14 protein-coding genes, 1 pseudogene and 1 riboswitch are annotated in these 20022 nt (G+C 47.0%); of the genes and pseudogenes, 2 read left to right on the top strand and 13 right to left on the bottom strand.

Annotation, left to right across the window (positions count from 1 at the left end; translation table 11 throughout):
* Positions 1 to 112 precede the first annotated feature (112 nt).
* Complete coding sequence (locus tag MAMMFC1_RS22520; protein WP_126310220.1) at positions 113 to 1345, bottom strand: L,D-transpeptidase family protein; 1233 nt, start codon at positions 1343 to 1345, stop codon at positions 113 to 115.
* Positions 1346 to 1474: 129 nt separating this feature from the next.
* Positions 1475 to 2623 (bottom strand): two-component system sensor histidine kinase NtrB, encoded by a 1149-nt coding sequence (locus MAMMFC1_RS20270; RefSeq protein WP_232035578.1) that lies wholly within the window; start codon positions 2621 to 2623, stop codon positions 1475 to 1477.
* A 517-nt stretch (positions 2624 to 3140) separates the two neighbouring features.
* Between MAMMFC1_RS20270 and MAMMFC1_RS20275 the strand changes: the two genes are divergently transcribed.
* On the top strand, positions 3141 to 3899 hold the full coding sequence (locus MAMMFC1_RS20275; RefSeq protein ID WP_126310222.1) for a sulfite exporter TauE/SafE family protein: 759 nt from the start codon (positions 3141 to 3143) through the stop codon (positions 3897 to 3899).
* Between the two features lie 177 nt (positions 3900 to 4076).
* On the opposite strand, the gene tsaA is transcribed toward MAMMFC1_RS20275, so the two are convergent.
* The 8 genes from tsaA to cysK all read right to left on the bottom strand — a co-directional run bounded on the left by tsaA (position 4077) and on the right by cysK (position 12103).
* Positions 4077 to 4556: a tRNA (N6-threonylcarbamoyladenosine(37)-N6)-methyltransferase TrmO gene (gene tsaA, locus MAMMFC1_RS20280; protein WP_126310223.1), complete on the bottom strand. Its 480-nt coding sequence runs from the start codon at positions 4554 to 4556 to the stop codon at positions 4077 to 4079.
* 251 nt (positions 4557 to 4807) lie between these two features.
* Positions 4808 to 5464: a corrinoid protein gene (locus tag MAMMFC1_RS20285; RefSeq protein WP_126310224.1), complete on the bottom strand. Its 657-nt coding sequence runs from the start codon at positions 5462 to 5464 to the stop codon at positions 4808 to 4810.
* Between the two features lie 41 nt (positions 5465 to 5505).
* Positions 5506 to 6165: a DUF1638 domain-containing protein gene (locus MAMMFC1_RS20290; protein WP_126310225.1), complete on the bottom strand. Its 660-nt coding sequence runs from the start codon at positions 6163 to 6165 to the stop codon at positions 5506 to 5508.
* Positions 6162 to 7208 carry a uroporphyrinogen decarboxylase family protein gene (locus tag MAMMFC1_RS20295; protein ID WP_126310226.1) on the bottom strand — a complete coding sequence of 349 codons (1047 nt, stop codon included), beginning with the start codon at positions 7206 to 7208 and terminating at the stop codon, positions 6162 to 6164. The genes MAMMFC1_RS20290 and MAMMFC1_RS20295 overlap by 4 nt, the downstream gene beginning before the upstream one ends.
* Before the next feature lie 313 nt (positions 7209 to 7521).
* Positions 7522 to 8874 (bottom strand): nitrogenase component 1, encoded by a 1353-nt coding sequence (locus MAMMFC1_RS20300; RefSeq protein ID WP_126310227.1) that lies wholly within the window; start codon positions 8872 to 8874, stop codon positions 7522 to 7524.
* Entirely contained in the window at positions 8867 to 10357 is a 1491-nt protein-coding gene (locus tag MAMMFC1_RS20305; RefSeq protein WP_126310228.1) for a nitrogenase component 1, read from the bottom strand. Before MAMMFC1_RS20305 ends, MAMMFC1_RS20300 begins: the two co-directional genes overlap by 8 nt.
* A 50-nt stretch (positions 10358 to 10407) precedes the next feature.
* Complete coding sequence (locus tag MAMMFC1_RS20310) at positions 10408 to 10701, bottom strand: DUF2325 domain-containing protein (protein WP_126310229.1); 294 nt, start codon at positions 10699 to 10701, stop codon at positions 10408 to 10410.
* Positions 10702 to 11167: 466 nt separating this feature from the next.
* Positions 11168 to 12103 (bottom strand): cysteine synthase A, encoded by a 936-nt coding sequence (gene cysK / locus MAMMFC1_RS20315; RefSeq protein WP_126310230.1) that lies wholly within the window; start codon positions 12101 to 12103, stop codon positions 11168 to 11170.
* A 323-nt stretch (positions 12104 to 12426) separates the two neighbouring features.
* Positions 12427 to 12523, top strand: a riboswitch (SAM riboswitch).
* Positions 12524 to 12618: 95 nt separating this feature from the next.
* Between cysK and MAMMFC1_RS20320 the strand changes: the two genes are divergently transcribed.
* Positions 12619 to 13764: a trans-sulfuration enzyme family protein gene (locus tag MAMMFC1_RS20320; protein WP_126310231.1), complete on the top strand. Its 1146-nt coding sequence runs from the start codon at positions 12619 to 12621 to the stop codon at positions 13762 to 13764.
* Positions 13765 to 13813: 49 nt separating this feature from the next.
* On the opposite strand, the gene MAMMFC1_RS22060 is transcribed toward MAMMFC1_RS20320, so the two are convergent.
* The 3 genes and pseudogenes from MAMMFC1_RS22060 to MAMMFC1_RS23030 form a co-directional block, all read right to left on the bottom strand.
* Positions 13814 to 14191 carry a YezD family protein gene (locus MAMMFC1_RS22060; protein ID WP_232035847.1) on the bottom strand — a complete coding sequence of 126 codons (378 nt, stop codon included), beginning with the start codon at positions 14189 to 14191 and terminating at the stop codon, positions 13814 to 13816.
* A gap of 437 nt (positions 14192 to 14628) precedes the next feature.
* Positions 14629 to 19512 (bottom strand): beta-ketoacyl synthase N-terminal-like domain-containing protein, encoded by a 4884-nt coding sequence (locus MAMMFC1_RS23025; RefSeq protein ID WP_456299291.1) that lies wholly within the window; start codon positions 19510 to 19512, stop codon positions 14629 to 14631.
* Between the two features lie 75 nt (positions 19513 to 19587).
* Positions 19588 to 20022 (bottom strand): annotated as a pseudogene (locus MAMMFC1_RS23030) (KS-MAT linker domain-containing protein); the annotation flags it as partial.

Here is a 20022-nt window from a genome sequence, read left to right on the forward strand (position 1 = left end):
TTTAAACCAAAATCCCTTCCTATTTTATTATTTAGTTGGTACTCTTATGTAAGAATTGAGTATATAAACGAAGCAAAGCCGCAGTTGACGGCTTTGCTTATTACTTATTGTATTATGGCGCCGGATAGGTTAACTCGATGGTATTCGCCGGTTCGTTCCAATATACGTGGACATTATAAAACTCATTGATATTAGTGAGATAAACGTAAGGTTCAGACCCGATGAGTTTGATAGGAACTTGCCGCATTTCTTTTTTGCCAATAAGCAAGAAAATCTGTTTGCTTAAATCCCAGTTTGATGAATACCCTAATATATCAGCCAATGCGCCGGCTGATACAGCAAGTGCGCCGTCGATCTTTTTTACTTTAAGATCAATTTGCTTATTATTAAGATGAACAGCCAATTTAGAAAACGTCCAACAGTTGTCTTCACTATGCCATACTGAATAACCATCAAGCAGTACCTCAGCATTAGCCTCAGACACATATATTATTTTCCCGTTAATAACTCCGGGAAAGGATCTTGTTCCAACTTGTATTGTCTTAGTTGGATCATCCCATGTTATCGACATTCTTAAATACTCTGCGATAGATGAAATCGGAATATACCGGGTACCTTCAACAGCGATACCCTTTTCTCTGAGTGTCTGATCATTTATTACCACCGAGAATAATCTCGCAACCACAGCAGCCTTATCTGTAGATTCGTCAATTACTTTGGGCAGGATTTCGTTAGATACGAAACCGTTTAGGTGATAAAGACCGAGTTGCCTTCTGATGTCCGCGTTTGTTACGATGCTGCCAAGATGATAAATATCAGGATATATGCGTACTACCGCCTGTCCTTGATTATCTATTTTAACCTTAACCCGATCATAGGTCACTTTGACCGGAGTCCCATAATCTACTAATTCAAATAATTCCTCCACATCGGGTTCATACATGCGTATACACCCGTTAGAAACTGCCGATCCAATCGACCAGGGCGCGTTTGTACCATGAATACCATAAGTAGTGGACCATATTCCCAGCCACCTATATCCCAAAGGGTTTTCAGGCCCTGACGGCACTACTCTTCCATTTTGATCTGGAGGATACCAATCTGGGTTCACTTCTTTGCTAATAATTGAATAATTACCCAGCGGCGTAGGAGTTGTTGATTTTCCCACAGCAACAGGATATTCCTTAAATAGTTGATCAGCGGAATAAAGCTCAAGCGTGCGGCTGGGAACATTAATGACGATACCTGGAGAAACTACCGCCGCCGGGGTTTGCTTCGCCAAGCTGAAAGTAACTGGTGAAAACAATAAGACAATAGTAAAAATAATAATCCTAATCAGTGGCAAGTGTATCCCTTCTTCACTTTAGTATAGTATAACAATAAGTTATATGAAGGGACACCTGATGTGTATACCTTACACCAAGAAAATTTGTGTTTCATTGAAATACCTCGGATCATTTTGCGCAAGTGTCAGTTACTGAAGATTCAATATTTGTTGATGGACCACTTGTAAGTGCCGGCGGCGATCATTAACAATTGGCAAGTAGATGTGAACCTTGGTCCCACTCTTTTTCCCGCTATTTGATGAGTTGATATTAATAAACCCGCCATGCTCACTTACGATGCGGTGGGCCACAGGCAAGCCAAGACCCATGTGATCGAGCTTGGTAGTATAAAATGGCTCAAATACTCGCGGCAAAATTTCCGGAGTTACTCCCGGTCCGCTATCGGTAATGGCAATTACTAACATATTTAATTCGGCATTAAGCCAGGTGCGCACCAATAATATCCCTTCGTCCGGCATTGCTTCTATAGCATTCTGCATCACGTTTACCAACGATTGTTTAATTAAATTACTGTCAATATTAAGAGGGGGCAAGGTTTCTGTTAATTGTTTGTCAATCGCAATTTTTTCGCCGCCCATCTGCTTAAAAGTAAGCAGCAAGGCTTCTTCAATAACTCGATTGACATTAACTCCCTCTTCTTTGCAAATCGGGGGCTTTGCAAACATTATAAGCTCTTTGACTACATTGTTGATGCAAGATACCTCGTCCAACATCATTTCAAGCACTTGTCTGTTTACTGTATACTGGTCGCCTTCCAATCGGCTTAGCATAACCTGTAAGTATCCGCTGATGGTGGTAAGAGGACTTCGCACATGGTGAGCCACCCCGGCTGCCAGTTCACCGAGAGACATCAGCATTTGGGTTATTTGAATCTGGTTTATTGCGGCTTTCACCGCGGAAAGATCCTGCATGACAACAATCATGCCGCTGACTTCACCGGCAGAGTCTCTCAGCTTTAGAGTGTCAGCGTGGACATAGACATATTGTTCTTTCACCTTCATTTTGAGATTGGCAGTATACAAGTCATCAAAATCCGAAATTCGGAATATCCGCAGAAACTTTTCGCCATAGTGCTTAAACACGTCATCGACTTTTTTCCCAATCACCTTGGTCCGGTCAATGCAACATATTTTTTCCGCTTCCCGGTTTAAGTTTTTTAGACGTAGATTAGCGTCAACAAGAATAATACCAGTGGTTGTTTCAAATGAATCTTGAGATTCATCTCCCTGGTGGAAATACACCACATTGTTATTAACAATCGCCTCAGCTACAGACACCATTTCTCTCTCCTTTTTCAATTGCTATTCAATTCGTGAAGTAATCATTCTTGTAAAATATTGTATTTCCTGCTAATTTAGTCCAATTACTTTTCGTAAAATTACGACAATTATTTAAAAATTATATTGTAATAATGTCGAAATAAGACTTACGCATTCTGTTAACATCGGTAACTCCTGACTTTATCCATAAACATTATTTCGACATATTAGATATGGATAAGAATTAATTTACATATTTAGCATTCCATGAATTTCCATTAATTCCCACAGACCACTCTTTAATTCCATTTATTTGTAATTAATACCATATATTTACATTCGATATCTTGATTTTACAAGGCTTATATAGGCATGAGGTGATGGAAGGCCTTATAATAGATACTTGCCAAATTATGTTCATGCCCCATTATCCATTGTCCTATAATTTATAGTAAAATAAATTAGGACAATAGTAAAATTGCCGAAACGGGCAGATAATACAATGCACCGCGAATATACGCCGGGAGGGAATATCATGTTGCTAACCCTGTTATTATTTCTATTAGGTCTAAGTGTCGGCGCAGTCGGTACCTTAATCGGCGTCGGCGGCGGATTCATTCTGGTGCCTGTATTTTTGCTGGCGCTGCATTACTCGCCGCAGCACGCTGTCGGCACCTCGCTGGCTATTGTTTTATTGAATGCTGTATCCGGGACAATCAGTTATATCAAACAAAAAAAAGTATATTATGACGCCGCTATCCGGTTTAGTCTCGCAACCCTGCCGGGAGCCGTGCTTGGCAGTTATACGGCCCATAATTTCACCAGCCGCGGTTTTTATATCAGTTTCGGTATTTTTTTGATTACTATTTCAATTTTGCTTTATTTACAATCCAAACATAAACCGGAACCTTCAGCTTCTGATCTGATTCCCTTTGAATATAACCGCTTGCTGGGAACATTGCTTAGTGTACTGGTCGGCTTTCTCTCCAGCACTTTCGGCATCGGCGGCGGTATTGTCCATGTTCCGGCCATGATTGGCTTACTAGGATTCCCGACGCATATCGCCACCGCCACCTCCCATTTTGTCCTGGCGGTTTCCGCTTTTTTCGGCGTTATATCCCATTATCTTCTCGGCAATATCCTGACTGTCCCGGCGCTGGTCATTGGCAGCGGCGCAGTATTCGGCGCCCAGTTGGGCGCTTATATCGCACCGAAAACAAAATCACAGTCGATTAGGCTCCTGCTTTGCCTGGCCCTATTCATCTTAGGCATGCGGATGATGGTTGGCCAGTAGCCGGTTATGACCCGTCTGTTAAGTGGCATCCCGCAAACTGAACTCCGCAGGATGAGACATTCCAATAATGATCGGCTTCAAAGACTTTGGCAATTAACTCATTCCTATCGTCATCTGTACGGACACAACCTCTCTCTTTACTTAACTTTTCTTCTCCATCTGCCAATCTCGCCGCAGTTAGTTTGCAAATCTTCCGTCATCTTTGGTAACTGAAAGTTTATGCACGTTTTTTTCAAACCAGCCAATCTTCCCTCCTTCTCTAACATCAAATTCGGCTACATACGGCTTTATATCCAAAACAGGAGTTTCGTCTATAATATCTACATCCTGGACATGGAGTTTGTTCTGTTCAACCCTAGTAAGACGCACTACCGAAAAACCGATTGAGTTCGGCCTGCTGGGAGACCGGGTGGCAAAAATACCGTGTGCCTCATTATCCAGAAACGGGTTCACTAATAAAGCCGACTCCTTTGCCAAATGAAAGTGATAAATCAGAATAAGGTAAGAAAATCCTTCAATATCTTTCAATCCGTCCATGTACTCGGGGTATATTTCAATGACACCGGCAATGCCTTTGGCCGCAGTTGGTTGAATAGGTGTTCCCTTCGGCTCTTTAAACGGTGATTTAATGATGCCGATTGGCTTGTAACTGATCATAATACCACCCCCTTAACTAATGTTGGGAGATTGCCTTTAACATACACAACTAACATACACAACCTTTTCCTCAATTATTATATTACCATTTTTTTCTGGATTTGTATGCCATTAAGGCATGCTTGGAGAGGATATTCATTATATTCACTGGAAAATACATAAGCCAGGGTGTCCATAGGACTTACCCTGGCCCTTGAATTCATGATAATCAGCCTGAATGCAATATAGTATGGGAAATATGAATGGCAAAATCACGCAGTCGCTCCCACAAGTTTTCTCGCAATCCTTACCGCATCGGCAGCGTTGACAGCGTAGGCGTCGGCCCCAATCTTATCAGCGAAGCTCTGGGAAATGGGAGCGCCACCAATGACTACTTTATAGTTTTCTTTTATATTCTCTTCCTTTAAAATCTGGATAATTGTGTTCATACCCTCCATAGTGGTGGTCATCAGTGTTGCGACGGCAATAATGTCCGCCTTGACTTCTTTGGCCTTATTAACGAATTCCTGCGGCGGAATATCCCTGCCCAGGTCGATAACTTCAAAACCGGAAGTCTCCAGCATTATTTTTACCAGGTTTTTGCCAATGTCATGGGTATCTCCTTCCACAACCCCGATTACAATTTTTCGTTTTTCCCCTTGGTCCTCGGATTTGAGATGCAGCTTTAACACATCCAGCCCCGCGTACATTGCATCGGAGCACAGTAGGAGTTCCGGAATGAAATACTCCTCTTCCTCAAATAGTTTCCCAGCTCTTTCCATTCCGTCGGAAAGGCCCTGCTCAATGGCCTCGTAAGCATCAATCTGTTGTGACACAATTTCTTTGGCAATGATTACAGCCTCTTCCTCATTCATATCCACAACAGCATCCGATAGTTTCTTAAATAATTCTTCCTTTTTTCCCGACATTTCAAATCCTCCTTATATTTTAAAAATACGAAAATTAACAGTTAACAAATTCCGAAAAGTTTCTCTTCTATAACTGTAAAAGGTGAGACATGGATAAAATCGTCTTCGTCCCAAGGACCGTTTACAATCTTGCGAATATAAGCATTATCCCCCTGTACTGTATCATGGCGTAAATTAAGCAATTGAGCTATCTGGTGCGATTGCTCCAGATTAACGGCTTCGTCCGCGCAGCCTGTATGGATGAAGAGTACTCTTCGATAACTGTCATACATCCGGGAAAGAATGCTAAAAGCTTTTTTCTCCCCATACTTGGCAAGAATCCGTTGATGCTCCGAAAGTATATTCTTCTCCGTAATCATCCAGCCGCAGGACAAATAAAATGTCCCTCTTTCTTCGTTACTGAAGTGTTCATACTTTTCCCTGGAACCGAGAAGAACGGGAATACAATCATGAACTTTGGGAATGATCAGGGGAGTGGCGGATGCTTTTAAATTTTTTGCCGCCCCGCCGCAAAGACCAAAGGTGAGAATAATCTTGGAATAACCCAAGGACCGGTCCAGAATATTCTGCAGTTCCCGGTGCAGCTTTTTAGGATGCAAATGAAGCCCCATGGAGATGAACTCATATTCTACTTGTCCATCTGGTTGTATAGAAAGCAGTTCCTCCCGCATAACCTCACAGGCGATAATTTTAACAGTCATGAAACTTCCGTACAACTGTGACGGCCTGCGTCAATAAACGCCAGAACATTGGCCAAAGGCACACCGGCTGGTATATCGCAGCCCGGCATCAGCACATAGTTGGCCGCCCGGCCGGCTTGCCGGATGCACTCTTTAACCGTCTGAGCGATTTGACTTGGTGCGGCATCTTTCAGTAATACCGGGTTTACGTTGCCGGCTACCGCTGTTTTGCCGTCCAAAATAAGCTGGGCAGTTGCCAAATCCACTTTATAATCAAGTGACAGCAAATCGACGTGCAGATCGGGAATCAAATGCAGCCGGTTTTTGATATTGCCACAGATGTGCAGAGTGGTATAAGCCCCTTTATCTTTCAGACGCTTAGCAACTTTTCCTATATAAGGGGCGACGAATTCCTCAAAATGTCTGAGAGAGATAAGATCCCCTGAGGCGGTAGGTTCGGCGATGGATTCGATTGCCGCCCCCTGTTCAATCAAGGGTTCCAGATAGACGGTGCATAGTTCGGTCATTGCCTCCAGCAGTGCGTGCACCCCTTGTTTATCTTTATACAAGCCGGTCATTAGCTTTTCAACTCCCAAAAACTGCCCGGCCAGGGTAAAAGGTCCCCAACTCGAAGTCCCAACCAGGACCCTGTCGCCGATTTGAGAGTGAACCTGAGAAATAATCGAGCGGATAGCGGCAATCCACTCATGGCTATTCAATCGTCCAGGTTGCAGACGGTCAACTTCCCTTGTTGTTGTCAACAGCGGTTCCAGCACATCAATATTGCCCTGCGGCCGGAACTTGATCTTGCCGCCCAAAATGTGGACCAATATATTATGATAACCGGACCCGGGCCACACAATATCCGACTGTACGGTTTCATTGATTTCAAGGATAGCCGGCGCACCCAGCTCCGGCCGGTCGAGTACATCTTTCAGCGTCAGCCCTTTCTGCCGAAAAGTCCACGTCCCCCCCGACAGCAACGCCACCGGCAACCGCGGCTGGGTGGACACGCCCCGGTTTTTCGCGCGAATGGCCTGCAAAATAATGTCTTTTGATGACATTACACATCCCCCATTTGAATTAAAAATTATCTACCTAAGAAATACTCAGGCAATCAAATGCCACGAACTGCTTAGAAATCGGCAGGTGCTAGGCGCGACGAGGACCGGAACGTAAGCGTACTGGGGGTCCGCACAGACTACTTAGAAAAAGGTTAACTAGGCCAGAACGGCTGGAGTGAGGACCGCAGAAGCACGATTCTGATTTCGTTAATGTTATCAACGCAAGTTAACTTGTCGCAGATAACAGCAACGCAGTTGGTACGGCGCCGCAGATGGCGGTTTATAAGCAGTTCCCTACTTTAAGCCAAAAAGTTTATCTGCCGGTGATGATTGAACTGATTAAATCCTCAATCAGTGTTAAGCCGCCGTCGTACCCGGTATAGCCCCGGTTAATGACGGCCCGGTTGGCTACCGGAAAACTGACGCTAAGATGGGCAGCTCCCAGGTCCTTGGCCAGTTCCCGGTCAAGGGAACTGCCAACAACGAAGGCCGGGCTTAAAGAATGGATGTACTTACCTGTTTCGGAACGGCGCTGCGCCCAATGCTCAACTACCTGCCGCCGGATCTCCCCGCCGTCAGTGTGAAAGATGAGCTTGGGAGTCAGACCGCTTTCAAGAGCAGTCAGCCTTCCTGCCAGACGTTCTTGCTGGCATTCATCCAAAATATCGGTAATAGCGGCGACCTCCGGCAGCCAGCCTAAATCCTCGCTTAAAAACCGGGTTATCCCGATGGTGTAGTTGGCGTCCCCGATAACAACAACGTACCGTTGCAAATCCATGTCGTTAAAGCAATCGGTAAGCGGTTCCAGCAGCTTATAGTACCGCTGATTTTCCTTATAAATTAATTCTTCAACCAGCGGGGAGTCGATCTTCAGGGCACCACCCACATGCCGGAGGAAACTGTCCGTAGCTGTCGGCCCGATCGGCAACGGCGAAGCTATAAAGGGGGTACCATGAATTTGTTGCCCCATTTCGGCTGCTCCCTGGCCAAACACATCGGAAACCACGATATTAAGTTCAGCGCTGCCGGCGCGGCGAATTTCGTCAATGCTGTCACGATCTGTAAAAAAGCTGTTTACTGTCAGTCCCAGCTTCTCCAGCAGCGTTCGTATCGCCGTCAGATTACCGCGCCAAAACGGGTCGATATTGGGAGTAACGCCCCACAGGTTAACGAGTCCGGGTTGTTTATGGTCAGTCTTGGGTGCAAAATCCCGCAGCACACTCTTAAGTACCTGATCATAGCCTTCATAAGAATTTCCCCGGAAACCACCTGTCTCGGCAAAGATAATCGGAGTGCCGCCTTCCTGCAGGGGTCTGACTACCGCGCCGACATCGTCGCCGATAACTTCCGTGACGCAACTGGTCAAAACCACATAAATGTCGCCTTGCATGATATCCAGGGTATTTTTAATTTCTTCCTCCAGGCGGTCGGCGCCGCCGAAAACTACTTCCCGTTCCTGTACATTGGAGCCGGGCATACTGAGTCCGCCGCAATATCCCCCGACTTGCAGACCACAGCCACCAGCCTGGGTCCAGGCGAAATTGCCGGCGCAGCCTGGCGGCGCATGTACAATTGGAATGCCTTGCGGCAAGGCGGTTACCGTGGCCATGGCTCCGCCCAACGCACAGGTATACCGCGGTCTTTCAATAAAGCTGCGATCATTCATCCGTTTCACCCCCGGCAACCTTGATGTATTTGAACGGGTTTTCCTTATACCAGGACTCCTGATAGGGCAGATGGGTAAACCGGCTAAGGCTACGGTTAAAGCGGGGGTTACTTAGTTGACGGTAGAGACGACGGGCCAATTCATAGGCGCCCCGGTAACCTACATACTGCAGCCCCACATTATAGATAACATGGGTGGTGATGCCCAGTTTGGCTGCTGTCCCGTTACCGTTCAGATGGCCCAAAAACACATCGGGTTTTAGCCGCTTAAGCAGGTTGGCTTCCTCAAATGGCTGGCAGTTGGCAATATTGAGGGGATAATCTTTACCGGTGAGGCGAATCAGTTTTTCATATTCCACAACGGCAAATTCATCGTGATGGAATGCCCGGATCCCTGCCACTTCGAAGCCCAGTTCGGCCAGCAATATGGCTGTTGACAGCGCCCGGAACTCACCGGCGCTGACAAATGCTTTTTTGCCGGCAAACATTGGCTTAAGCGGCTCCAGTGCGGCATAGAGTTCCGCTTCTTCCGCCGCGATGAGTTCTTCTGCCTGGTCGCCGATATTGAAAAACCCGGCTACATCCCTTAACCATTTACCTGTGTTTTCGATACCGATAGGCATATGCCTGATAATAAACGGAATACCATATTTTTCTTGCAAGTGGTTCAACATGTAATCATCGTGAGTCGGGCAAGTGCTTACCGACAGGTCCGCCTGGGTCATGCGCCGCATGTTCTCAGGATCGGCAAACACGGGAAACACATTTACATCCAGCTTAAGGGCTTTGAGAAGCCGCTCAAGCTCCACTTCATCCCCCCGCCCCATCGACGACATATTCATTAGATTGACGGTGTGTACCGACTTTTCCGCATCATTTTTTTCTGCTGCCGCCGGCAATAGCGTTCGGCCAATGGCATGATAAACAGCATCATATGCTGTAGCCCATATTTTTGTCTTAAAACCTTCGCAATGCACCGGCAATATTTTCGCCTGAACCTCAGACCGGACCTGCTCGGCTATACTTTCCACATCGTCACCGATAATTCCCGGCACACAACTGGCCACTACAAAAATAACGGCCGGTTTATATCGCCGGTCGGCTTCGATAATAGCGGCAGCCAATTTCGTCTCGCCACCGCCGATAACGTCAGTTTCTGTAAGTCCGGTTGACAGCCAGGTGCCGTCTTTGACCACGCCCCAACGTTGATTGTTGCCGGCGCGGACTGCCGCATTGCCGCCATGGCTTGAGGAGCCGCATCCCAGTCCCCCGTGCATGAGCACCACACTGTTTGGTATACTGTTCATTGTACCTAAAGCAGGTAAAAGCAGACAAATGGAGTTCTGGGTAAAGGTCCGTTCCCCGTCAGGCTGACAACATCGCATTCGGCGGCAGGCCAATTCTCCCAATGCCGCCCCGTCGGCAATGCAGGCTTTTAGCCGGTCTTCCCGCCTGGGGGGCTCTTTTAGCTCAAAAAAACTCATAGGTAAGACATCCTTTCTCACTGACATGGCGTTATATTGTAGTTTTGTAGTTACGAAGCTTTAAAGCCGAACTCGGCCAGTTTCTTTTCCAAAGCGCACCAGGACCGTTTTGCGTAGACTAGCGGGATTTCTTGCGCTTTAGCCTGATTTTTTATTACCTTTGCCATGTTGTGATTCACATAGTCGGTAAACACTAATATAAATTTCGCCGCTTTCGGAATATTTAATCTCTTGATTTTTCCGGGATTGCGCCCGTCAACATGGGTAATCTCAGTAACGCCTAACTCGCGCAGTTTTTCTTCTATTGTCCCTAAATAATCCGCGCCAATGACCATCACCATCATTCCCATTCTCTCCTTTCATTAAATATTCCGGTACCGACCATAGCAAGTAAAAAAAGGCAACCGTTTCCTTCAAGAAAAACGGTTGCCTCTGGTTAACCAGTCAGCCGACTTAATTCCTTTTCAATTACTCAGGTTAGCAAATGCCACAAAAGGTTTAGCAAAAAGATAGAGAAATAGCATTTTCCATAAACTTGTATCCGCTATCTAGGAACTGCCACGAACTGCTTAGAAATCGTTAGATGCTTCCGTTGCATATGAAAAAGACTTATTGAAAACTAGCTTAATAATTACTTGTGAATAAGCATAGTCAGACCGGGCGCGACGACGATTCTAATTTTGTTAGCTTAGCATAATAGTCTGTGCGGGGACCTCACTCCAGCGTATTGGTTGTACGCTGGAGTGAGGACCGCAGGAGCAACGACGCAGATGACGGTTTATAAGCAGTTCCCCACTTTAAGCCGATAATTTATTCTTCTTCAAACAACGGGGTTGATAGATACCGTTCACCGGTATCCGGCAGTATCACCACAATATTTTTCCCTTTGTTTTCCGGTCTCAGGGCCAGTTGCGTCGCTGCGAACAAGGCAGCACCGCTGGATATTCCGACTAGTAAGCCTTCTACTTTAGCCACTGTCCTGGCTGCCGCAAAAGCCTCTTCATTTTGCACTTTATAGATTTCGTCAAGGACGTCACGGTTCAGAACTTCCGGCACAAACCCCGCGCCAATTCCCTGAATTTTATGAGGGCCCGGATTGCCGCCGGAAAGTACCGGCGAATCCGCCGGCTCTACGGCTATAACCTTCACGCTGGGTTTACGCTGTTTCAACACTTCGCCCACGCCGGTAATCGTTCCGCCGGTACCTACTCCGCCTATAACTATATCAACTTCACCATCGGTGTCATTCCAGATTTCCTCGGCGGTAGTTTTGCGGTGAATTTCCGGGTTGGCCGGATTTTTAAACTGCTGGGGAATAAAAGAGTTGGGAGTTTCCTTTGCCAGTTCCTCAGCCCGTTCGATGGCCCCTTTCATTCCTTTCGCCCCGGGAGTAAGTTCCAGTTCGGCGCCCAGTGCTTTAAGCAACTTGCGCCGCTCAATGCTCATAGTCTCCGGCATAGTAAGAATCAGTCTGTAACCCCGGGCCGCTGCTACGAAGGCCAAACCGACACCGGTGTTACCGCTGGTAGGTTCGATAATTACGGAATTCTTGTTAATCAACCCTTTGTCTTCCGCAGCTTTGATCATGGCAAGACCAATCCGGTCTTTAACACTGCTCAGCGGGTTAAAGTATTCCAGCTTGGCAATGACCTTGGCGCCTACATTTTTGGCAGCATTATAGTTTTTCAATTCCAACAGGGGAGTATTTCCGATTAACTCAGTTAAATTTCCGGCAATTTTAGCCATACTAGTCATCCCTTTCTTAAATAAGCTCGTAGCTATTCACCCTCGAGCTATTATGCCAGTTATCTTCTGTCAGGAAACAGCAAGAGGCAATCGTGGCTGTTAAAACAACCGCCGACTGCCTCCGGTTTTCCGGTCAGCAAGAATTTAATTAACTTTAAAGTAACACATAAATTATATTTTGTCAAGCAAAAACTTACCAGCGGCCTTGGTCTTTTTCATGCATCATACAACAATCGTCATACAACAAACCAAACTTTTTAAATATTTATCTTGACACTTACATCCGTCTATGGCAAAATAAAATGCAATAAACTTAAATAAATAACTTATCAAGAGTGGTCGAGGGACTGGCCCAATGACACCCGGCAACCGGCATATTGCAAGGTGCTAATTCCAGCGGAGCAATCCGAAAGATGAGTTTTCGTGCGCAAGCCACGGTTCTTCTTTCGGGAAGAACCGTTTTTCTGTAGGCGAAAACCAAAACAAGCCAAAACAAGTAGGGAGGATATCTATTCATGAAGTTTGCCACCAGAGTAGTTCAGGCCGGTCTAGTTACGGATAAATCCACCGGCGCCATCAGCACCCCTATATATCAAACAGCCACCTTTCGTCATCCGGCTTTAGGCCAAAGTACGGGTTTCGATTACTCCCGCACGCAAAACCCAACACGAAAAGCAGTAGAGGAAGCAGTGGCCAATCTGGAAGAAGGACATGCGGGATTTGCTTTCGCGTCAGGCATGGCCGCCATTACGGCAATTCTTATGTTATATCGCCCCGGCGACCATATTATTCTCACTGAAGACTGCTACGGCGGAACCTACCGGATCCTCGACCAACTCTTTACCCAATTGGGCCTTGCTGCAACATTCGTAGATACAGCCAACCTTGAAGAAGTCCGCAGTGCCATCCGCGCCAACACCAGGGCAATCCTTGTTGAAACCCCCACGAATCCGCTCATGAAGATTGCGGATATCCGGTCTATTGTTTCGATAGCCCGCGAAAACTTCTCACACCCTTTGGATATCATCGTCGACAATACCTTTTTGTCCCCTTATTTTCAGCGTCCGCTCACTTTGGGCGCCGACATGGTGATACACAGCGGCTCCAAATATCTCTCCGGACACAATGACGTAGTCTGCGGCATTGTGGTCACCGGCAAACCCTGTCTGTCGGAACGAATCGGGTTTATACAGAATGCTACGGGATCAATTCTTGGTCCGCAAGACAGCTGGCTGTTGTTAAGAGGTCTGAAAACGTTGGCGCTACGTATGCGCGAACACCAGGAAAATGCTGCTAAAGTAGCCAACTGGCTAAAAAAGCATCCCCATGTGACCGCTGTTTATTATCCCGGTCTGCCGGAGCACCCCGGCAAAGATATTCAGGAAGCTCAGGCATCGGGCTATGGCGGCATGCTTTCGTTTGCAATTGATCATCCCGGTCTGCCACAGCAAATCCTGCGTAAGGTTAAAGTATTTCAATTTGCCGAAAGCCTGGGAGGAGTAGAATCACTCATAACCTTTCCCTCGGTTCAGACCCATGCCGATATGCCTTATGAAATGAGGAAACGGCTGGGGATCAATGAATGCCTGCTGCGAGTATCCGTAGGTATTGAAGACGCCGACGACTTAATCGCCGACTTGGAACAAGCTCTAAGTAAATAGTAAATAATTTTTTTAAAAAACGAGGGATTGCCCAGCGGGCAATCCCTTCTTATATTCCGTCGCCGTTGACTCCGGTCATCTTAGTAAATCTATACTTTTCCGTTTTCTCAACTTGCGTAATTTCTCCGGCTTGAACCTGGATGGTGGCTTTACCGTATTCAAGCCCTCTTACCGCCGACAAGATACGCATTCTTAAGTCTGTAGTATTACCGGGAGACTTAATCCAGTCCTTGTTTGTTTCAGAATACGTCACCATATCACATACCCGAATCTTTTCGATTTTTTCAATTTGAATGACTCTTGAATCCTGAACGACCAAGGTGACTGAGCCAAAGTTAATGTCGGTTATGGCTTTTTCAATAAGGGTAAGTACATTGGAAGGCAAGGTTTTATCTGCTACCTGTTTCACTTTTGCTTCCCTTTGCATCAATTGTATTCCCCTCCCTAAGATTGCAATACATCTCTCTAAGCAAGCATATATCTGTTTATTTCAACAAAAAAATACAGGCGAAGCCAGTAAACAAGCCGCATCTTTTCCGTAATATTTGTAAAAGGAAAATCCCCTCATCCGAGGGGATAACATCCCATTCATCCTTCGATTCCCAGGATTGATATCCTGTTGGGTTTACACCGCTGCATTTATAACTTCGCTTACCGGGTGTCATCGAGCCATTCCCTCAATCGCTTTTGACAAAAATCCAGTTAGCTATATGTTTTATTGACTACAATGATATCCAAATCCCATTTGTTTGTCAATACAAAGTTAAAGGCTAAGGATTGGCGATAAAATCCTTAGCCTTTTATGTTTTCAGCCCGGAATACTGCCGCTCGGTCCCCCCTGATTTAAAGCCGTCCGGAGCTGACTTATGACTTATGCTTTTGGAAGAATGGCTCAAAAAACTCTGGGGTCATGCCTGTTTCCGAATACAATTTTTCGCAAAGTGCCATGATCGGCTCATAGGATTGGGGTTCGGATAACAACACCATATGATTGGAAGCATCCACATCCATCATATAGAAATGGGGCATCTCCCGTTCCCATTCTTTCCAGTAGTTTGTATGGGTTAATGAATTTAATGAAGTTTCGGCAGCGGAAAGATAAGGTTCTAATGCTCCGTAAAATAACCCATTCCTATTACGGAAATAGTAGCACTTTACCGTTTGCGCATCAGGCAGCGGCCACACCGAAAAGCTACCCATTTCATAAGCCCTGCGAATGGCCAAATCTTTTTGACTCATGGCGTACAGCTGCGTTTCTGTTTTTTTCAAGCCCCGCTTTTGGGCAAGCTTAACAACTTGCTTGACCAGTTCTTCCTTATCATCCCCAGTCAAAATTAGTTCATCCCGGTGAATAAATGTTTGGGCAAATTTTTCCGGCTCCTGCAAAATTGTGTTCATTAACGCGATATTAACTGTCTGCAAAAGTATATCCCGGTCACTAAAGCTAAATTTGCTCAACCCGCTGCCGTCAAATGCATCTAACATGACAAGCGTGGCAACGGCTTCTCCCATTTCCTGCAATTGCCGCGTGATTTCATATGCTATGGCACCGCCAAGTGAATATCCACCCAAATCATAAGGGCCTGACGGTTGTACCGAACGTATTATATTGACATAATACGCCGCCGTCGCTTGAATACCATTTAATGGAACCCTGTCGGTCATCCAGCCCCGGGCTTGAATACCATAAAACGGCCGTTGGATTTTCCTCGCAATTCCCTGATATGTTTCTACCCCGCCTATTGCTCCATGAATCCAGAACACGGGCCGCCCCTTAAAATTCTCATTGAGATGAATGAGTTCAGGAAATTTTGACCAGTCTTTAGGAATAAACTCGCTGGCTGCCAGAACAGAAACAACGGCTTGCTGTCCCGGCGCTGCCGGTTTGTCTCCCTTTTCGGGCCGTAAAACAGCAATAATATCCTGAGCGGTTTTAGTTTCCCGCAGTTTATCCAAGGTAAGTGATAAATCTATCTGGGATTGCAACCGCTGAAATAATGAAATAAATTGAATTGAATCAAGTCCATATTGATCTAACGGTTTATTAAGATTTAATTCTGCCGCCGTCATTCCCAGCAAATTGGCTATGATATTAGCTACCTGGTTATCAAGGTTATCAATGCCGGTGTATTGGGTTCCGGCCGCATTTGGCATACTTGCCGGTTCCTCATTCTCATTTATCACCTTGTGTACCTCTTGGGAAGGAATAACTTCAGCAGCCGCGGGGCTGGCAAAGGTGAATTGCTGCCCTGGTGACGGAGGTTTATGGGGTTCAAGCCAACAGCGCCGTTTTTCGAAAGGATAAGTGGGTAGGGATATTCTCCGGACTTTTTCGCCTGCATGCAGTGATTCCCAGGGAATCTTTCCTCCCTTTACCCAATACAACGCCAGTTTGTTGAGATCTTTTTCCACCAGAAATACTTGCAGCAACGTCTCGCCGGCTATTCCCGACAGCAAGCTTCTTATCTCCGAATGATCTTCTTCCGTGTTGCCGCTGAAAACAGGCACAGATGCGGGCAGTTCTTGTCCTGCTTTGATCGCCGCCAGATACTCCCTCATTCCCCGGACCAGTTCCTGCCGGCTATTTGCCATCATTGCCACCCGGTATTCCATTGCTTCCCGCCCCAACTGGAGTGTATAAGCCAGATCCGGTAAGGAAATATCCTTTTGGACTTCTATAAAATGAAGCATTTTTTCAATAACTGCCTGTAGCCGTTCAGGGTTTCTCGCCGAGAAGACAATGAGCTGCGGCTTCATTGCCGGAGTATTTTGAATGGGGACGGGTTCTTCCTGCGGCGGCACGTATTCTTCGATAATCAGATGGGCATTTGATCCTCCCGCCCCAAATGAACTTACAGTTGCCCGCCGGGGAAATTCCCGTTCTGCTCCGTTTATTTTTACCAGCGGCCGTTGCCACTCCTGCAGTTCCCGTTGCAGGTAAAAGGGGGTATTATTAAAATCTATGTTGGGATTTGGCGGTTCCGCCTTGATTGAAGGCACTAAACGCCGATGCTGCAATTGTAAAATAACCTTAGTCAACTGAGTAATTCCCGAAGCGGCTTCGGCGTGGCCGATATTGGATTTTACCGACCCAATCGGGCAAAATTGTTGATCGGTTGTAAATTTCTGAAAAGCTTTATTCAACGCCGTAATCTCTATCGCATCCCCTAAAGCGGATCCATTGGCGGCCGCTTCCACATAACTGATAGTCCGGGGATCAATCCCTGATTTTATAAAATTGTCTTCAATCAGTTTTGCCTGGGCATTGGGATTGGGAACGGTAATTCCGCTGGTGTGTCCGCCATGATTAGTGGCTGTGGATTTAATAACAGCTAAAATGGTATCCCCGTCCTGGATTGCCTCAAGGAGGGGTTTCAATAATACGGCGCCAACGCATTCCGCCGGCAGATAGCCGTCGCCATCACCAAAACTTCGGCTATTGACATGACTGCCAATCATTTGTCTTTGGCTTAACCCAATGTACTTTTTCGGATGAATGGAAAGGTTTACGCCGCCGGCTATCACTATCCGGCTCTCCCGCCGCATCAGGCTTTCACAAGCCATATGTATCGCAATGGTAGAAGAAGAACACATGGTATCGATAGCTATACTGGGGCCCTGGAAATTAAAATAATGGGAAACTCTGTTGGCGATAGAACTGTAGGAAGACAGAGAAATTGCCGCTTCTTTAACCATATCCGAATCAAAAGCGTGATACTGTTGATACATGGCGCCGACATAGACGCCAACCTTGGCTTCATACTGGCGTTGCAAAGCCTCACGGGTATAGCCCGTGCTTTCCAGCAGATTCCAAACAGTCTCCAGGAAAAGACGGTCCATAGGTTCCATTATTTCCGCCTCGCGGGGCGAAATGTTGAAGAACAGGGGATCAAATTGATCCACTTCCTCTAAAAAGCCACCCCACTTGCAATAAGTTTTTTCCGGTGTGTTCTTATTTTCATCAAAAAATAATCTGTGATTCCAGCGCTCCTGGGGAATTTCGGTGATACAGTCCCTGCCGGCTTGAAGATTTCCCCAAAATTCTTGTATGGTTGCTCCCCCGGGATACCGTCCGGCAAGACCAATGATTGCGATATCCCATGCGTCTGTTGCTTTCCGGGCCGGGACTTCAATCTGAATTGAGGCAAAACGCGGACGTTCACGACGCTCGCTGACCGGTACCGCCGCCGGCGTCAAACCGGTGTCCTGGGAAGCATCGGCGCTTGCCGCCGTTGTTGCCGCCATTCCCAGAACTTCCAGCAGTTTGCCGCGGTAGGTTGCCAGGAAATATTCCGCCAAGGCTTGAATGTTTTGGTATTCGAACAGCAAAGTCTTCGATAGCGGGCCGAATATATTTTCTAATTGATTGGTCAATTCCATGGCCATGATTGAGTCCACGCCATATTTTTCCAGCGAGGCGTCCGCCGCAATCTTCTGCTCCGGCAGCTTAATAACGGCAGAAAACTGCTTTTTGAGGTAATTTATTGCCTTTTGCCGCAGTAGATCTTTTTCGATTACCTGCACTCCTGGGATTGCTGCCGGGGGCGAGCTTACCTCCCTCTCCCCTGCCAAAACCCTTAATGACAACCCTTTCAGCCGCACCTTGATATTGCCTTGATCATCGTACAAATCAATATCGATCTTCGCAACATTGCCGCCTGCTTGGCTGCCGTGGCTGTAGCGAAGCAGGGCCCACATTACGGCGGTACATTTGCCGACTATCTCGATTTTTTGCAAAGCGAACGGCAAAAACGGCTGGGGGCGAGCTTCACCGCCGGAGGGTATTGCATTACCGGACCCCGGCATTAAGCCGATTGACGCTTGCAGGGCCGAATCCAGCAAACTGGGATGCAGGATGAATTGCTCCTTGGTATCGGCAACGGCTGCAGGCAAAGACAGCTTTGCCAACACTTGCCCGTGTCCCGCCCATATCTTCTCCACGCCTTGGTGTGACGGGCCATAGTCAATGCCGACGGCGCGGAAAGCCTCATAGCATTGACCGGCTGAGAAGATCGCCTGATTGCACTTAGACTGCAAAGATTCTATGTCCAAATTTGGCCCTGCGTCAACTGAGCTAAGGCCGGCCCGGCCTTGGCTGTGCAATACCGGCTCTGAGTCAGACTTTTCAGGCCGGCTGTAAATTTCATAAACTATCTCCCCGTTGGGCTCAGCAAAAAGTTCAACGTGTACCTGCACTGGCTCAGCCACGATAATAGGCCGTGTCCACACAACGTTTTTAAGTTGAATGCTTTTTTCCTGCCGGACTCCTGCCGAGTACGCCACCGCCGTTCGCGCCATCTCCAGATAGGCCGCCCCGGGTAAAACCCGCTGTTCTTTTACAATGTGGTCGGCCAAAAAGAACTCCTGTCCCGTAAAAATGGTGCTAAATCGCTGCTTTGAGAGGTCGGAGGTATTCTGATGCAGCAACGGATGCAGGTACGCAGGCCTGTCAGGTTGCCGGCAATTGAGCGAATTGTCCGATTGAACATTGCGCGGCCAAGACACGCCGGCCGTTTCCTCCCGGTTGGTTTGGTTGGTTTGGTCGGTTTGGTTGTTGCTTGCGGGAATCCAATAGCGTTCCCTGGCAAAGGGATAGGTTGGGAGACTAATGCGGCGAGGCTTAATGTCTCCGTATAACCTGTTCCAGTCCAAGTTCCAACCGTCAGTCCAGCGTTCCAGCAGTTTGGCATAATCCCGTTTCGTTATCCAAGCATCAATTGTCGCCGCTGTGTCTGCGCCGGCCGCCACAGCACCAACGTCTTCTTTACTGCCTTTAATCTGTCCCCGGTATAAATCCGGAATATCATCCTGTCCGTTTAAATAAGCCTGCAGTTTCTCCTCAAGTTCTTGTCCGGATCCCGCCATCAAGCCCAGGCGTTCCTCCATGGCCTCGCGCCCCACTTGAAGCGTGTAAGCCACATCGGCTAAGCCGGCATCGGACAATTGCCGCTCCTTAACAGCAGTCAATAACTGCTGTGCCTGGGCGTAGAGCCGTTCCTCATTTTTTGCCGACAATATGATAATGGCCGGCTCCTGAACGGTAACCGCAATTTGCGGCCGCTCCTGCTGCCGGGAGACATATTCCTCAATCACCACATGGGCGTTGACACCGCCAAATCCGAAAGAACTCACACCGGCCCGCCGCGGCAGATCCTGGCCGTAACTATCTTGCAAAGCCTTCCATTCTTTCGTTTCCTGGACGATGTAGAACGGACTGTCCTGAAGCTGAATATAAGGATTAAGGGTACTGCAGTGCAG

It is taken from the genome of Methylomusa anaerophila, assembly GCF_003966895.1.
In the GTDB taxonomy this organism is placed as follows: domain Bacteria; phylum Bacillota; class Negativicutes; order Sporomusales; family Sporomusaceae; genus Methylomusa; species Methylomusa anaerophila.

What these genes read in the sequence shown, in the direction of transcription:
- MAMMFC1_RS20275 (WP_126310222.1), top strand. Translation starts at nt 3,141, where the DNA reads ATGTTGCTAACCCTGTTATTATTTCTATTAGGTCTAAGTGTCGGCGCA.
- tsaA (WP_126310223.1), bottom strand. Translation starts at nt 4,556, where the DNA reads ATGATCAGTTACAAGCCAATCGGCATCATTAAATCACCGTTTAAAGAG.
- MAMMFC1_RS20285 (WP_126310224.1), bottom strand. Translation starts at nt 5,464, where the DNA reads ATGTCGGGAAAAAAGGAAGAATTATTTAAGAAACTATCGGATGCTGTT.
- MAMMFC1_RS20290 (WP_126310225.1), bottom strand. Translation starts at nt 6,165, where the DNA reads ATGACTGTTAAAATTATCGCCTGTGAGGTTATGCGGGAGGAACTGCTT.
- MAMMFC1_RS20295 (WP_126310226.1), bottom strand. Translation starts at nt 7,208, where the DNA reads ATGTCATCAAAAGACATTATTTTGCAGGCCATTCGCGCGAAAAACCGG.
- MAMMFC1_RS20300 (WP_126310227.1), bottom strand. Translation starts at nt 8,874, where the DNA reads ATGAATGATCGCAGCTTTATTGAAAGACCGCGGTATACCTGTGCGTTG.
- MAMMFC1_RS20305 (WP_126310228.1), bottom strand. Translation starts at nt 10,357, where the DNA reads ATGAGTTTTTTTGAGCTAAAAGAGCCCCCCAGGCGGGAAGACCGGCTA.
- MAMMFC1_RS20310 (WP_126310229.1), bottom strand. Translation starts at nt 10,701, where the DNA reads ATGATGGTGATGGTCATTGGCGCGGATTATTTAGGGACAATAGAAGAA.
- cysK (WP_126310230.1), bottom strand. Translation starts at nt 12,103, where the DNA reads ATGGCTAAAATTGCCGGAAATTTAACTGAGTTAATCGGAAATACTCCC.
- MAMMFC1_RS20320 (WP_126310231.1), top strand. Translation starts at nt 12,619, where the DNA reads ATGAAGTTTGCCACCAGAGTAGTTCAGGCCGGTCTAGTTACGGATAAA.
- MAMMFC1_RS22060 (WP_232035847.1), bottom strand. Translation starts at nt 14,191, where the DNA reads ATGCAAAGGGAAGCAAAAGTGAAACAGGTAGCAGATAAAACCTTGCCT.